Source organism: Prosthecobacter vanneervenii, assembly GCF_014203095.1.
Lineage (GTDB): Bacteria > Verrucomicrobiota > Verrucomicrobiia > Verrucomicrobiales > Verrucomicrobiaceae > Prosthecobacter > Prosthecobacter vanneervenii.
This window is the reverse complement of sequence record NZ_JACHIG010000008.1, coordinates 154,488-169,333: the sequence shown is the minus strand read 5'-3', so window position 1 is coordinate 169,333 and position 14,846 is coordinate 154,488. Positions and strand designations below refer to the sequence as shown.

The following is a 14,846-nucleotide window of genomic DNA, read 5'->3' as shown; positions in this document are numbered from 1 at the left end:
CAGGCAGCTGCTCAGCAGAATCTTGCATGAACCGCCTCTTGGATCTCAGGTGAGGCTGGAAGCTGATTCTTGTAGAAGGTGTATGAATTGATAGCCGTGAGATAGCCATCATTCTTCGTGGCCGATCCTACCCATGCACCTGCTGGCAACCTGCCGACAGATCGCTTGACGAAGTCAGCGTGAGATAGAGCCACATTCGGCGTGAAGTGCGTCACCCTGCCATTCTGCACGATGATCAGAAAGTAATAGCTGTCGCGGATTTCGATCTTCTCCTGAGTTCCAGCAGGTGCGGCAAATTTCATGGCGATGAAGGATGAGGTGGCGCTAATCTCCATCTCCGCCGCTGTGCGGCTATTACAAAACAAGCAGCGGCTTCTAGCCCGCCTGTGTTCCCGGTGGACGGCTTAGCAGTTTGAGCAACGCCGTGCTGACTTCGTCCACGGGCAGGCCGATGACGTTGGTGAAGGAGCCGACCATGCGTTCGAGGAGCATGTCGGTTTGCTCCTGGATGCCGTAGGCTCCGGCTTTGTCCAGCGGGTTCACCAAGGCGTGGTAGGCGCGGATGAGGTCATTGGTCAGCGGCTTGAAGGTCACGTGGGTGATGACGTGCAGTTCCTGCGCTATAGCGCCACCACTGGCGAAAGCGACGCCGGTGCAGACCTCGTGCGTGCGTCCGGAAAGGCGGCGCACCATGCGCAGGGCTTCGTCCATGTCGGCGGGTTTGCCCAGAGGCAGGCCGTCCACATAAACCAGGGTGTCGGCGCCGATGACGAGTGCGTCGGGACGCAGGCGGCTGACGTCCAGGGCTTTGCGGCGGGCGTTTTCCAGCGTCAGCTGCTCAGGGGTGAGGGAGGCGTCGTGGGCTTCCTCCACCTGGGGGAGGACGATCTCAAATTGGAACCCCGCATGGCGGAGGAGGTCCACCCGGCGCGGAGAGGCGGACGCGAGCACCAGTGGACGCATGTTCAGGCGCGCTTTTCCACGATCTTCACCACATCGTCGGCACGGATCACGGCATCCCTCTTGTCAGGGGTGCGGTAGCGGTAGTAGCCGGTCTTTTCCTGGTACTGGGGCGCGCCCTCGCAAGGCACTTCGCGGCCGTCCTTGAGCTTGATCCTGTGCGGCGTGTTGGACGCAAACATGTCAGGCATGGAGCAGGAAACAGTAAAAATGGCGGGCAAAATCAGCAGAAGTCGGCACATGGCATTCATGGCGGAGATTGAGGGATAACGGGATGATTTAGACACGACTTTCGGTGAATTTGTTCATCCAGCAGGCATGTGACAATTTCAAGCAACAGAGTGATGCAGGTTGAAGCAGGCTGCGTGCCTTTTACCCTGCGTGCATGAGTGAAAATCTCCCCCCAGCCATCGGTATCATCGGCGGTTCCGGCCTGTACGACCTCGAAGGGTTTGAAAACCGGGAGGAGATCAGCGTGGAGACGCCGTTTGGGCCGCCTTCGGACGTGCTGGTGACGGGGAAGCTGGCGGGGCGGAGGGTGTATTTCCTGCCACGTCATGCCAGGGGGCACCGGATTTTGCCGACGGAGCTTAACCATCGCGCGAATATCTGGGCGCTGCGCAGCCTGAATGTGCGTTGGATCATCGCCGTGACGGCGGTGGGCAGTCTGCAGGAAAAATATCATCCGCGCGACATCGTGCTGCCGGACCAGTTTTTTGACCGCACGAGCCGGCGGGATCAGCACACTTTCTTCGGAAAGGGAATCGTGGCGCATGTGGCGTTCGGAGACCCCATTTCGGATGGTCTGAGAGGGCTGCTGCATGAAGCCTGTGTGGCACAGGGACGCAAAGTGCATAACGGAGGCACCTACGTCTGCATGGACGGCCCGGCTTTTTCGACGCGGGCGGAATCTAATGCGCACCGGCAGCTGGGTTTTGACATTATCGGCATGACGAATCTGCCGGAGGCTAAACTGGCACGGGAGGCCGAAATCGCTCTGGCGACGCTGGCGATGGTGACGGACTACGATTGCTGGAAGGTGGAGGAAGAGGCGGTGACGGCAGAATCTGTCATCGGGCACCTGCATGCGAATGTGGCGGCATCCAAGGCCATTCTGGCGCAGGTGATTCCGAGCATCCCCACGGAGCCGAACTGGCCTGAGCACCGCTCTCTGGACACGGCGCTGATGACGGCGCGTGACCTGTGGCCGGAGCAGACGGTGGAGAATTTGAGGCCGATTTTGCAGCGGTTTTTGTGACCTGCTGCGTCAGTCTTCCATGAGCTTCACGGCGAGGCGGCGCATGAACTGGCGCTCCTGCAGGAGGCCGATGCGTTCGTAGGCTTCGTCGAGATTCCGCAGGATGCGGAGGAGGGTGGCCTCGGCGGTGGCGGGTTCGTGAATGAGGTCTTCCATGCCGGGATTTGCGGCAGGGTGGTGCTTGGCGACGTCTGCTGCGAGCATGAAACGGCCGCGATTGAAGCAGTCGACGAGCCAGGTGTTGTCACGGTAGCGGACGCGGGAGAGGAAGTGGCCGGGGAAGTTGCAGCCTTCGATTTCGAGGCCAAAGCGTTGACCCAGAAGGCGGTAGAGGCAGCAGAGGCTGATGGGATTGCCGAGGCCGGTGTCGAGGACCCAGAAGAGGTTGCTGTTGGAGGGGGAGTAGTAGTCTTTGCTGTTGCCGCGGAAGCGGGTGACGCCGTTGTGGGAGGCGAAGAGCCACTGTGCAAGTTCGTGCGCGTCCATGCGACCTTTTTCAGCGAAGGCGGTCTCGGCGAGGGTGTCGAGGCGCTTGGCAAGGTCGGAGGACTGGGTGCGCCAGCCGTTGATGAAGGCGGAGAGCTGGCTGAGGCCTTCTTCGAGCTGGGCGTCGGGGCCGTCCATCCAGCGCCAGCGCATCCAGGTTTCTTCGAGTTCGGTACGTCGTGCAGGTTCGAGCAGCTGGGCGACGAGCCGTTCTTCTTCGTGCGAGAGGGGTGTTTCAAGCCGCTCGATGCATTCTGGGAGCTCGCGGCGCATGCCGTTGAGCTCCTGACGCACTGCGTGCCGCACGACTTCGGAATCGTCGTCCAGCAGCTTGATAAGGTGGCTCAGGTGATCAACGGCGGGCATTTGCAACGAATGGTGATAACACGGCGGGAACGTGCGGTGCAATGCTGTTTTTGCCGGGTTTTGGCCTTATTTTACAGGCGGATTTCCATGGTCTGGGCGGCGCGGTGGGTCACGCTTGGCATATTCTGGCAGCGAGCCTGTCTTCAAAAGTGCGAATCCAGGTTAGAACACTTCCTGGAAAGCTGGTGTCCCCGACCGATAGAAATGCATAAGACGCATCTCGGACATTTGCAGGCAGCACGACGTCATAATCTGCCTCCATGATGGCATTTTCTGCATCTGCGTAATCTCCCCGCTTGGCATCGCTATACTTTAACGGGATTTTGAGCTCCTGATCTGCTATTTGAGCCATCATGTGGTTCCAAAACACCATGGCATGATCGTATAGTGCTTTTTCGCCAATCAGTTGCAATCCTTCGAGAGCAGATGCCATTGTTGCGACTGAGGCCATTTCATTGATCGCCCACATGTCGTCCAGTCCGTTTGCGCCCGCATGATGAAGGATGCAGCACAATCCGAAAAGGATGCGTTCTTCTACGGGTGCTGCCCAGGTCGAATCTTCGTCAACAATCGTGGTTGTGACCAAGGCATCCCCGATTTCTGACATCTTTTCAGCATCGTGCAGTTCTGCGCAGTTGTAGAGCAGGTCGTGCAATCTTTCAGGAGTCATTTTGGTGCGCGGGTATGGTATGATGTCTTTTAGAGGCGGATTTCCATGGCCTGGGCGGCGCGGTGGGCTTTGGCGCGGGCTTCGTTGATGGTTTCGGCGCGGGCGAGGGTGACGGCCATGCGGCGCTGGCCGCTGACGGTGGGCTTGCCGAAAAGGCGCAATTGTGTGTCGGATTCGGCAAGTACGTGGTCGAGGGCGCCGAACTGGACGTTGGAGGACTCGCCTTCGACCAAAACGGCGCAGCTGGCGCTGGGGCCGTGCTGGCGGATGTTGGGGATGGGGAGGCCGAGAATGGCGCGGACGTGGAGGGCGAATTCGGAGAGGTCCTGGGAGATGAGGGTGACGAGGCCGGTGTCGTGGGGGCGGGGGGAGACTTCGCTGAAGATGACGTCGTCTCCTTTGACGAACATTTCGACGCCGAAGAGGCCGCGGCCGCCGAGGGCTTCGGTGATGGCGCCGGCCATGTGCTCGGCGGCGGCGAGGGCTTTGTGGGACATGGGGTGGGGCTGCCAGGATTCGCGGTAGTCGCCTTTGATCTGGGTGTGGCCGACGGGGGCGCAGAAGGAGGTGCCGCCGACATGGCGGACGGTGAGCATGGTGATCTCGTAGTCGAAGTCGACGAAGCCTTCGACGATGACTTTGCCTTTGCCGGCGCGGCCGCCTTCCTGGGCGTACTGCCAGGAGTGGGGGATGTCGGCTTCGGTTTTGACGACGCTCTGGCCTTTGCCGGAGCTGCTCATGATGGGCTTGATGACGCAGGGCATGCCGATTTTGGCGATGGCGGCGCGGAATTCTTCTTCGGTGGAGGCGAAGATGTAGGGGGAGGTTTTGAGGTGGAGCTCTTCGGCGGCGAGGCGGCGGATGCCTTCGCGGTTCATGGTGAGCTTGGTGGCTCGGGCGGTGGGGACGATGCGGAAGCCTTCGGCTTCGAGCTCGAGGAGGGTGTCTGTGGCGATGGCTTCGATCTCGGGGACGATGCAGTCGGGCTTTTCGAGTTCGACGAGGCGGCGGAGGGCCTGGCCATCGAGCATGGAGATGATGTGGCTGCGGTGGGCGACCTGCATGGCGGGGGCGTTGGCGTAGCGATCGACGGCGATGACTTCGCAGCCGAGGCGCTGGAGCTCGATGACGACTTCCTTGCCGAGCTCGCCGGAGCCGAGGAGCATGACTTTGGTGGCGGAGGAGGAGAGGGGGGTGCCGATGCGGGACATGGAGGGGAGTTTGGCGCGGGGAAGCGGGGGTTCAAGTTTGCGGTTGCCGGGGAGACTGGTGGACAATCAGACAATGAGATGGGGAGACAATCAGATGGGGAGACAATCAGATGTGGGAGACAATCAGATGGGGAGACAATCAGATGTGGGAGACAATCAGATGGGGAGATGGGAGATGGGAGATGGGAGATGGGAGATGGGAGATGGGAGATGGGAAGTCTGAGGGGAGATTTATGATTTACGATTTACGATTTATGATTTCGGAGAGGGGAAGCATGGGGGCGGTGGTGGGGAAGTTGGGGAGACTGAGGGACAATCAGACAATGAGATGGGAGATGGGGGGACGCTGGGATGTTTGGGTTTGCCGCAGAGGAGCGGAGGAGCAGAGGGGGCGGAGGAGCGGAGGAGCAGAGGCTGGTCAAAGATGGATGGTTAAAGATGGATGGTTAAAGATGGGGATCCGGAGGGAGCACCGCAGAGTTTGGAGAAACGCAGAGATGATCTGAGGGGATTGGGTGGGGGGGCAGCAGATGATCGGAGATGGGCTGGTAGAAGATGGATGGTCAAAGATGGGGATCCGGAGGGAGCACCGCAGAGTTTGGAGAAACGCAGAGATGATCTGTGGGGATTGGGTGGGGCAGCAGATGATCGGAGATGGGTTGGTCAAAGATGGGAGCTGGGGGGGCGTTGTGGTGAGGAGCGGAGGTTGACCACGGAATACACGGAATCTGAATGAACGGAGGATGTGGTGGAGTGGCATGGGGACGATGCGGGGATGGCTGCTGAGGTATCGAGCAGGGCTGGTGGAGGGGATTGGCACCGCAGAGATTGGAGAAACGCAGAGATGATCGGAGAGAGGCTGGTAAAAGATGGCTGGTAAAAGATGGGGATCCGGAGCGGCGCCGCAGTTGCGAAGCCGCGAAGCGAAATTGGAGAGACGGAGAGATGATTTGGGGCGAGCAGATGATCGGAGATGGGTTGGTAAAAGATGGATGGTAAAAGATGGGAGATGGAGATGGGTGGGGGCGCCGTCCATCCTTCGCTGAAGCTTCGGAGGACTGGCAGAGATTGGGACGACGCGGAGAGGCCGGAGGTGCAGGAGGGTTTATACCACTGACTTTCACTGACTGGCACTGATGGGACCCGGAGGGGATGGCCGAAATCCGTTCTTCGCCCTTTGGGCTTCGAAGGACGTGGAATGGGAAAGAGGATGAAAAAATGGGGATTTCAGAGCCGGATATTTGAACCACTCATCGAACACTCATGATCCAGAAAATGGGGGCTGAGTGGGATGCTGATGGGGCGGAGGATTTTCACCGCAGAGTTTGGAGAAACGCAGAGATGATCTGAGGGAACTTTGGGGGAGGAGCAGATGATCGGAGATGGGCTGGTAAAAGATGGATGGTCAAAGATGGGGAGTCCGGAGGGGCACCGCAGTTGCGAAGCCGCGAAGCGAAATTGGAGAGACGGAGAGATGATTTGGGGCGAGCAGATGATCGGAGAGAGGCTGGTAAAAGATGGATGGTAAAAGATGTGAGATTGAGATGGGTGGGGGCGCCGTCCATCCTTCGCTGAAGCTTCGGAGGACAGGCAGAGATTGGGACGACGCGGAGAGGCCGGAGGTGCAGGAAGGGTTTATACCACTGACTTTCACTGACTGGCACTGATGGGACCCGGAGTGGATGGCCGAAATCCGTTCTTCGCCCTTTGGGCTTCGAAGGACGTGGAATGGGAAAGAGGATGAAAAAATGGGGATTTCAGAGCCGGATATTTGAACCACTCATCGAACACTCATGATCCAGAAAATGGGGGCTGAGTGGGATGCTGATGGGGCGGAGGATTTTCACCGCAGAGTTTGGAGAAACGCAGAGATGATCGGCGATGAAGATTTAGGGAGGAGCAGATGATCGGAGAGGGGCTGGTAAAAGATGGATGGTCAAAGATGGGGATCCCGGAGGGGCGCCGCAGTTGCGAAGCCGCGAAGCGAAATTGGAGAAACGCAGAGATGGCCGGAGGTGGGGCTGCGGTGCCGAGGGGGGCGAGGCAGAGGACTGTGGGGAGCCCGGAGGGTGAGGGGGACGAAGCTGCGTGCGGATGGGACGCCCATTCTTCGCTGAAGCTTTCTTCTTCGCTCTGCCCGTTCTTCGCTCTGCCCGTTCTTCGCTCTGCCCGTTCTTCGCTCTGCCCGTTCTTCGCTCTGCGAGCTACGAAGGGCAAGCTGAGCTACGAAGGGCAAGCTGAGCTACGAAGGACGTGTCGGAGGGCAGGCCGAGATTGGGACGATGCAGAGGAGCCGGAGGTTTACCCCGTATCTATTGGCCGTTTGTTTGCCACGGGCACTGCATGATTGCATAGTACCATTTTCCATTAAAGAGCAGTCGAAATCGTGATCAAGTATGACTGAAGCACAGCTGACTAGTCAATCAGGCTGGGTAGCTTTATGACTTGCAGGTGCTGTAGGTTCGCCATGCTGCAGAATGGCCGAAGGAGGCAAGGCTGGTTTTGCAGTTAGCTCTTGGGAGTTTTGCTCCGATCTCAATTCAGCATTGGTTGTAGTGCCTGCTTGGGAGGAAGGCTTATCTTGGGGCAGGAACCATAATTCGAGTGCGACAATTCCGCCCAAGAGACACAAAAAAGAACAGAAAATCCATTTTTGAGCGGGTCTTAGACGGGATTGCTTGAGGCTTTGGTCGTTGATCTGATACCCCACACAAATATCCATGGCATGACAGATGTCGGCCCTGAACTTTGCCAAGATGGAATCATGTAGTATGCGGTTGCAGGCGGCTACCAAAACGCAAAATACAGAGATCCCGATTCCCAGTCGAATCGATGTTTGTTGGAGCGGTGGGACATTTGTCAAAAGGTTGGGAATAGCAACTATCAAGCCCGCCAACAAAGCGGATGACCATTTTAGCATTTCAAGTTGCCGATCACGCCGCAATTTCAACTCAGCCGCTTCACGATCTCGCACCTTAAAATAGTGGTCATAATTGATGTTTGGTGAGTGAGCGTTCAGAAACATCGTTTCAGCACGCTGAACTTCTTGATCAACAGTGGGTGGAGGAGTGGTCTGAGGCATGTGTAGTTGAAATGTACTTTAGTTCTGAAAATGTCACTTGTTCTCCAGCTTTGGCAGGCTGTTCACGATCTTCATCGTCTCTAGGCTTACGGTGATCACGCGCAGAAAAAGCTCTAGCGGATACTTGGCATTCCCCATCGTTTCTGTGGCCCAGAGATTGGCGTCATTCATGATGCCGCTACCGCCTTTTCCATCATCTACAGAGACGGCTTGGCGTTCCATGACCCATTCGAGGGCGGTCTTGCCGTTGACGACGTAGTCGTAGGCTTCCAGGGGAATGTCCCGGATGGTGATGCGGTCGTTGTAAAAGACGGTGGTCTTGTCGTTGATGCTCTTGTTGGTTTCGGGGTCGCGGGTCTTGGCGAACTTCATTTTCACTACGCGGTAGTCCTCGGGTTTCAGGGACTTGAACGGGACTTTGCCGGTGTCGAGCGTGGCACCGGCGTAGGGGGCCACGGTTTCGTAGTTGAGATGCCAGTGGGCGAGGTCGCGGCCTGCCTTGGAGAAGGCGCGGAAGTCGGCGAAGGTCTTCACGGCGGGGATGCGCGGGAGTTCCTTGCCGAGGTTGTCGGCGTAGCGGCTGCGGTAGTCGGGGGAGTGCAGCAGGCCGTAGATGTAGTAGAAGAGGTCTTCTTTGGTGATCGTGCCGCCCTCGCCCTTCGCGGGATAGGCCGCCTGGAAATGCGCCAGGCCCGCGTCGCTGATGCCGTCGCGCCGGGTGTAGCTGTCGGTGTCCTTCCCACCGGTCTTGGCAAACAAGCTGCCATCGTCCCCGTCGTCATTTGTCTTCTCGTAGAAGTAGAGAGGAAAGCACTGCGCACCAGCTTCTAGCGAATTGAGATCAACTATGCGATCTGAAATGAGCGAGGTGAATCCGTTACGACTCCCTTTTCCATTGATGCCAATAACAAGGTTTTGCGTCGCGTCGTTCGGAAAGATGCGCGGCATCTGGTAAACCATCTCGTTGAAGCGACGGTTGAAATACAACCACTGCTTCGTGAAAGGTCTATAAAGGCCACGAGTAAGGCAGCTTTTCTCGAAACCGAACTGATGGTCTTTAACGAGTTCAGCTTTCAGTGAGCGCGTCCAACTTATTTTAGTTCTATCGGTGTTTACGAAACCATCCACTGCCTCGGCACGAGCTTTGCCGGTCGCGCCAGGATAAGCTCTGTTGAATCGGTCAACCTCACCGTTATAGAAGTCGATAATACGATTGACGTTGGCTTCCAATTGGCTTTTTGAGGCATTGTAGCACCACGAATCACGATTCGTTACGACTCCGAGGGAGAAGTTGTTGAAGATCTTTATCCCTTCCCCCTTCTTGTCACCGAGCACTACAAAACGGCTGAAACTTTCGTCGCGCTGTTTAAGCCAGTCACCATGCGCATCAGGGGTGATTGGCCTCCATTCATTTGAATTGGTGATTCCAGTTACACTGGCGAATTCCGCTATCTTTTGCAGCTTCTCTTCGGTGCCCAGGTAATCGCCGATGTCGTGAAAATAAATCTTTCCATGCTGATAGGCTGCGGGGTTTTTCACCAGAAGCGATATGGCAATTGGCGCTCGGCTTGCTTGCCCAAATACATTATCTTTCTCTTTTCGGCGTTGCTCGCCTGTGGTTCGGGCGTTGCCACGGAGATGAAATACATAAATTCGTGAGAACTCCTCAGCTAAACATCTTCTCAATCCGTCATTCGTCGCCACTTCAAGGAAATTGCCATTTGTTACAAAGCCAATTATGCCACTGCGCCCCACACGGTCACTGGCCCAACGAATAGCGCGGATATAAGAGTCATAGAGGCCTTTTTGAAGAGTTGCAGATGACTTGTCGGCATAAGTGCTGCGAATTCGCTCGTCTAATGCGGGATATTCAATGTTCGCGGCGTTGTCGTTTTCGCTCGTCTGTCCGACCGAATACGGAGGGTTGCCCATGATGACTCGCACTTCGAGTTTCTGCTGACGCTTGCGACGCTCAGAGTTCCCAGCCATCAATTCACTAACGAGGTCTTCCTCACCCATGCGGAAGGTGTCGGTGAGACAGATGCCTTCAAAGGGCTGATACTTCGTGCCATTGTCCTTGAGCAGGCTGTGATAGACCGCCTCGATGTTGATGGCGGCGATGTAATAGGCAAGCAGGACGATCTCGTTGGCGTGGATCTCGTGCTTGTATTTCCATGGGAGTTCCTCGGGCTTGATGAGGCCGCTCTGGAGCAGGCGGGTGATGAAGGTGCCTGTGCCGGTGAATGGATCAATGATGTGGACACCCTTGCTGCCGAGGGTCTGGCCGAACTCGGACTGAAGGAGATCGTTGATGCTGTGGATGATGAAGTCCACGACTTCCACGGGAGTATAGACGATGCCGAGGCGCTCGGTCATCTTGGGGAAGGCGTTGCGGAAGAACTTGTCGTAAAGTTCGACGACGATCTTCTGCTTTCCCTCGGCGTTATCAATGCCCTCGGCGCGGTTCGCGACGCTGGCGTAGAATTTCTCTAGGGTGTCTGCCTCTTTTTCCAGGCGGTGCTCCTGCAGCACGTCCAGCACGCCCTGCATGGCTTGGGAGACGGGGTTGTTTTTGGCAAAGGAGTAGTCTTTAAACAGGGCATCAAAGACGGGCTTGGTGATGAGATGCTGGGCGAGCATCTCGATGACTTCGGTGTCGGTGATGCTGTCGTTGAGGTCGTCCCGCAGTTCGTGGGCGAAGGCTTGGAAGGCCTTGCCTTCTTTGCTATCCACATTCACAATCTTTGGAGCCTCGGTTTTCGGGTCTTTGTGATTGGGATCATTCTTCAAGACAATTCCGCTGATCCGGGAGATGTGGGTTTGGGCAATTTTGGCGATGTCATTGGCCCAGTCTTCCCAGTGGTTGCGGTTGCCGCATTTTTTGACAAGCTTAGCATTCAGGGCGCGTTCGAGTTCGCCGACTTCGAACTTGAGGGTGCCTTGCACCATGCCATCGCCGCCGCCTGTGCCGGGCTGGCCGATGGTGCTGCCGCCTTTGGCATCCTTGCCGGGATCGGAAGGAGCCTTCTTGCTCTTCTTGTTGATCTTGTCGGTGATGGCGATGACTTCCATCTTGCGCGGATCCTTGCCGATGAGGTCGAGCTTGTTGACGAAGGCATCGAAGCGGTCGTCGTGGGAGCGGAGCGCCTGCAAGACATCCCAGACGACTTTATAGACCTTGTTGTCATTCAGGGCCTCGTGCGGCTCCATGCCGGAGGGGATGACGACGGGGAGGATGACGTAACCGAGCTGCTTACCGGGGGCGGTGCGCATGACGCGGCCGACGGACTGGACGACATCGACCTGGGAATTGCGCGGGGTGAGGAAGAGCACAGCATCCAGCGCGGGCACGTCCACGCCTTCGCTGAGGCAGCGGACGTTGCTGAGGATGCGGCAGGTGTTTGGCGGTGGCTCGGCCTTGAGCCAGGAAAGCTTTTCCTCCTTTTCGGCGGCGTTCATGGTGCCGTCCACGTGCTCGGCCTCGCAGAGGAGATCGTTGTCGCTGTCTTCTTTTTCCTGATAGGCATCCACGACGGCCTTGAACATGGAGGCGATCTGCTTGGAGCTGACCTTGTGAGTCTTGGCGCCCTTTTGCCGCTCAATGACCTGGCAGAAGGCAACGGCGCGCTTCATGGGGCTGGGGTCGAAGTTGAGGTCTTGAGAAAGGCCTTGTTTGCTGAGGGCCTTCCAGCAGCCGATGATGCGGGCGGCGTCGTCCACCTTGAGCTGGTTATTTTCGTCCTTGAGGAGGTTTTGCAGGCGGGAGCTGACGTGGTCCTCGCTGATGGTGAGGACGAGGACTTTGTAGTCGGTGAGGAGTTTGAGCTCCACTGCCTCGGAGAAGGTGATGACGTGGAACTGCTTCCCGTAGAGGGCTTCGTCATCCATGGAGCAGATGGCGATGTTTTCCTTCTCGGCCTGGGCCTTGGCGCTGTCCGCGTAGATGCGCGGGGTGGCGGTCATGTAGAGGCGCCTGGCGGCTTTCAGGAAGTCGTTGTCATGGACGCGGACGAAATTGCTCTCCTTGTCGTCGGTGTCGAAGGTGGCTCCGGTGGTGCGGTGGGCCTCGTCGCAGATGACGAGATCGATCTGCGGCAGGCCGAACTTATTCTGCGCACGGCTGAGGACATCCAGCGAGTGGTAGGTGGAAAAGATGACGCTCATGTGCTGGGCGTCGTGCCGCTTCAAGACTTCAAAGGCGAGGCGCTTGGCATCTGTGGTGGCGGGATAGCGCAGCTCGTGGGCGAAGGTTTCGACGATGTCTTCGTCTATCTGCTCGCGCTTTTTGCCCACTTCGGCATCCGAGCAGACGGCGAAACTGTGGAGCGGAATGGCGCTTTCCTGTGTCCATTCGGTGAGGGACTGGGAAAGCAGATTGAGCGAGGGAACGAGGAAGAGGACGACTTTGTTTTTTCCGGCGATCTCCTCGGCGATCTTGAGCGAGGTGAAGGTCTTGCCGGTGCCGCAGGCCATGATGAGCTTGCCACGATCGGAAGACTTGAAGCCAAGGCCCACTTTTGTCGTGGCGGTGATCTGGTGGGGGCGGAGCTGCTTTTTGGGCTTGAGCGCGGGAGGCTTGCTGGGCTGGTATTTGGCCCAGTCGATCTGGCTGACTTCCAAATCGTGAAGATCGATCTTGTAAACGGGGGGCTGCTGGCTGCTGAGGGCGTTTTCCGCGTTGTCGCTCCAGTCGTTGGTGGTGGCGACGATGATGCGCTGGGCAAAGCACTTCTTGCCAGATGCGGTGAAGAAGCTGTCGATGTCGCCTTTCATCACCCGGTAGTCGGGGGCGTAGCATTTGCACTGAATGGCGTGGTATTCCTCCGTGCCACGAGTGCGGGCTACGAGGTCGATGCCAGTGTCTTTGGCACTGATGCCGAACTCTGGAGTGCCGATTTCTTTTGCCCAGTCGGCGAAGAGCCAGACATCTGAATAGAGGTCGGCGTAGCTGGCCTCGAAGCGGAAGTAGGTGCGGATGAGCTCCTCGAAGTAGGTGCCTTTTTCCCGCTCGGTCTGGGATGTGGCGCGGTATTTGGCAAGGATTTTTTGCAGGGGGCTGCTGGGCATGTGCTTTTGCTAGCAGGTGGGGGCACACCGGCAAAGACAAAGTTTGGGGCGGAGCTGGCGAGGGAAGGAAAGTAGAGGGGTTGAGTTAGGCCGCCCTTTCAGGGCTTCACGGTTTTCGCGTGGCGATTTCCCTGGGCGTTGCCCAGGGCTGCGATAGGTCGCACCTTTGGTGCTTGGGGCTGGGGACTGGCGTGTGGAGGAGTTTGGGGTGGTGCGGTGAGTGTGGGTGTGGCGGAAGGGCTGGCCGGAGCCGATGTGGACATCGGCGCTCCCAATACGGAGGGGCGGCGCATTTATGATTTTGGGGAGTGGGGGCGCGCGGAAGACCATCGGACAATGAGACAATCAGATGGGGGATGGGGAGGAGTTTACGGTGGTTTACCGTTGTTGACAGTGGCTGAACGGTTGTTGAGGGGAGCTTTTTGAACGCGAATGGGAGCGAATAGCCGCGAATGTTCTGGAATGAGGGGTGGGGGATGTTGAGTGGTGGGGGGCTTTTTTGGGGACGCGAATTGGCAGGAACTGGCCGCGAATTTTTATGAATGAGGGGAGTCGGAGGGGCTTTTTTCAACGCGAATGGGGCGCGAATAGCCGCGAATTTTCGCGAATGAGGGGAGGGTGATGTTGAGTGGTGGGGAGCTTTTTTGGCGACGCGAATTGACAGGAATTGGCCGCGAATTTTCTCGAATGAGGGGTGGGGGATGTTGAGCGGTGGGGAGGAGAGGTGGGAACGAGGACCCATTCTTCGCTGAAGCTTCGAAGGGCAGGCAGAGTTCGAGTAGGAGGACGATTCCTGGGATGGGAGTTTGCGGTGGACGTGGGAGCTGGGGCTTGGCTAGACTATGGGATGGCTTTTCCTGGTCCTCCAGAACCTACGCGTGTGCAGCGGTTGCTGAGGCCGGGGTGGGAGGCGGTGGTGGATTTGGTGTTTCCGAGGCTGTGCTGTGTGTGCCAGGGGCCGGTGGGGGAGGGGTGGTTTTGTGAGGGGTGTGAGGATGCTCTGCCGTGGGTGGAGGAGCCGTATTGTGGGGTGTGCGGGGAGGTGTATGAGGGGGCGGTGGAGGGGGAGTTTCGCTGCATGAACTGCAGCGGGCGGAGGCTGGAATTTGACTTTGCGGTGGCGGCGTGCCGGGCGGAGGGGGCGGTGCGGGAGATGGTGCACCGGTTTAAGTATGAGCGGCGGCTGCATCTGCGGGGTGCGCTGGCGTGTCTGCTGATGCGGACGCTGGAGGAGCGGAGGCTGGCGGGGGAGGACCTGGGGGAGTGGCTGCTGGTGCCGGTGCCGCTGCATGCGAGCCGGGAGGCGGACCGGGAGTATAACCAGAGCTGGGAGCTGTGTGTGCGGCTGTCTGAGATGACGGGGATCCGGGCGGTGAGGGCGCTGGTGCGGACGCGGGAGACGGTGCAGCAGGCGGGGCTGGACCGGGAGGAGCGGCTGCGAAATCTGCGAGGGGCGTTTGAGCTGAGGCGGGGACGTGGCGGGTGCGGGGACGGGGGGCTGAGGGGGAGGCGGGTGCTGCTGGTGGATGATGTTTTTACGACGGGGGCGACGGCGAGTGAGTGTGCGCGGGTGCTGCGGCGGGAGGGGGAGGCTGAAAAAGTGGTGGTCATTACGGTAACCCGGGGCTAGGATCGGCCCCGCGTCCGGCTGAGGCCGGGCCTGTGAATGCGTGTGCGGGGTGGGTTTTCCTGCCCTGGCGACTCCTGCGACATGCCAATCGGGGAGGTGCTGGATCGGGCCTGCCG

The 14,846-nt window shown here is 58.1% G+C and carries 10 protein-coding genes; 2 read left to right on the top strand and 8 right to left on the bottom strand.

Annotated elements, in window-relative coordinates:
- Positions 1–11: 11 nt before the first annotated feature.
- The 3 genes from HNQ65_RS18080 to HNQ65_RS18070 all read right to left on the bottom strand — a co-directional run bounded on the left by HNQ65_RS18080 (position 12) and on the right by HNQ65_RS18070 (position 1,151).
- Positions 12–302, bottom strand: coding sequence for a hypothetical protein (locus HNQ65_RS18080; protein WP_184341531.1), 291 nt, complete (start codon positions 300–302; stop codon positions 12–14).
- Between the two features lie 73 nt (positions 303–375).
- Complete coding sequence (locus HNQ65_RS18075) at positions 376–963, bottom strand: Maf family protein (RefSeq protein WP_184341529.1); 588 nt, start codon at positions 961–963, stop codon at positions 376–378.
- Between the two features lie 2 nt (positions 964–965).
- Complete coding sequence (locus HNQ65_RS18070) at positions 966–1,151, bottom strand: DUF903 domain-containing protein (protein ID WP_184341527.1); 186 nt, start codon at positions 1,149–1,151, stop codon at positions 966–968.
- A 194-nt stretch (positions 1,152–1,345) separates the two neighbouring features.
- On the opposite strand from HNQ65_RS18070, the gene mtnP reads away from it, so the two are divergent.
- A complete protein-coding gene (mtnP, locus tag HNQ65_RS18065) occupies positions 1,346–2,218 on the top strand; it encodes an S-methyl-5'-thioadenosine phosphorylase (protein ID WP_184341525.1) in 873 nt (290 codons plus the stop codon).
- A gap of 9 nt (positions 2,219–2,227) precedes the next feature.
- Here the strand turns inward: mtnP and HNQ65_RS18060 are convergent, their stop codons facing one another.
- From HNQ65_RS18060 to HNQ65_RS18040, 5 genes are all read right to left on the bottom strand, one after another.
- Positions 2,228–3,070 (bottom strand): transglutaminase-like domain-containing protein, encoded by an 843-nt coding sequence (locus tag HNQ65_RS18060; RefSeq protein ID WP_184341523.1) that lies wholly within the window; start codon positions 3,068–3,070, stop codon positions 2,228–2,230.
- Positions 3,071–3,179: 109 nt separating this feature from the next.
- Positions 3,180–3,740 carry a hypothetical protein gene (locus HNQ65_RS18055; protein ID WP_184341521.1) on the bottom strand — a complete coding sequence of 187 codons (561 nt, stop codon included), beginning with the start codon at positions 3,738–3,740 and terminating at the stop codon, positions 3,180–3,182.
- A gap of 29 nt (positions 3,741–3,769) precedes the next feature.
- Entirely contained in the window at positions 3,770–4,951 is a 1,182-nt protein-coding gene (gene purT, locus HNQ65_RS18050) for a formate-dependent phosphoribosylglycinamide formyltransferase (protein WP_184341519.1), read from the bottom strand.
- Positions 4,952–7,370: 2,419 nt separating this feature from the next.
- Complete coding sequence (locus HNQ65_RS18045) at positions 7,371–8,033, bottom strand: hypothetical protein (protein ID WP_184341517.1); 663 nt, start codon at positions 8,031–8,033, stop codon at positions 7,371–7,373.
- Between the two features lie 33 nt (positions 8,034–8,066).
- Positions 8,067–13,100, bottom strand: coding sequence for a DEAD/DEAH box helicase (locus HNQ65_RS18040; RefSeq protein WP_184341515.1), 5,034 nt, complete (start codon positions 13,098–13,100; stop codon positions 8,067–8,069).
- 880 nt (positions 13,101–13,980) lie between these two features.
- On the opposite strand from HNQ65_RS18040, the gene HNQ65_RS26840 reads away from it, so the two are divergent.
- Positions 13,981–14,730, top strand: coding sequence for a double zinc ribbon domain-containing protein (locus tag HNQ65_RS26840; protein WP_184341513.1), 750 nt, complete (start codon positions 13,981–13,983; stop codon positions 14,728–14,730).
- Positions 14,731–14,846 lie beyond the last annotated feature (116 nt).

Bases quoted from the DNA above. Each gene is read 5' to 3' on its own strand.
- HNQ65_RS18060 (WP_184341523.1), bottom strand. From the start codon at position 3,070: ATGCCCGCCGTTGATCACCTGAGCCACCTTATCAAGCTGCTGGACGAC.
- HNQ65_RS18080 (WP_184341531.1), bottom strand. From the start codon at position 302: ATGAAATTTGCCGCACCTGCTGGAACTCAGGAGAAGATCGAAATCCGC.
- HNQ65_RS18040 (WP_184341515.1), bottom strand. From the start codon at position 13,100: ATGCCCAGCAGCCCCCTGCAAAAAATCCTTGCCAAATACCGCGCCACA.
- HNQ65_RS18055 (WP_184341521.1), bottom strand. From the start codon at position 3,740: ATGACTCCTGAAAGATTGCACGACCTGCTCTACAACTGCGCAGAACTG.
- HNQ65_RS18070 (WP_184341527.1), bottom strand. From the start codon at position 1,151: ATGCCTGACATGTTTGCGTCCAACACGCCGCACAGGATCAAGCTCAAG.
- purT (WP_184341519.1), bottom strand. From the start codon at position 4,951: ATGTCCCGCATCGGCACCCCCCTCTCCTCCTCCGCCACCAAAGTCATG.
- HNQ65_RS18045 (WP_184341517.1), bottom strand. From the start codon at position 8,033: ATGCCTCAGACCACTCCTCCACCCACTGTTGATCAAGAAGTTCAGCGT.
- HNQ65_RS18075 (WP_184341529.1), bottom strand. From the start codon at position 963: ATGCGTCCACTGGTGCTCGCGTCCGCCTCTCCGCGCCGGGTGGACCTC.
- mtnP (WP_184341525.1), top strand. From the start codon at position 1,346: ATGAGTGAAAATCTCCCCCCAGCCATCGGTATCATCGGCGGTTCCGGC.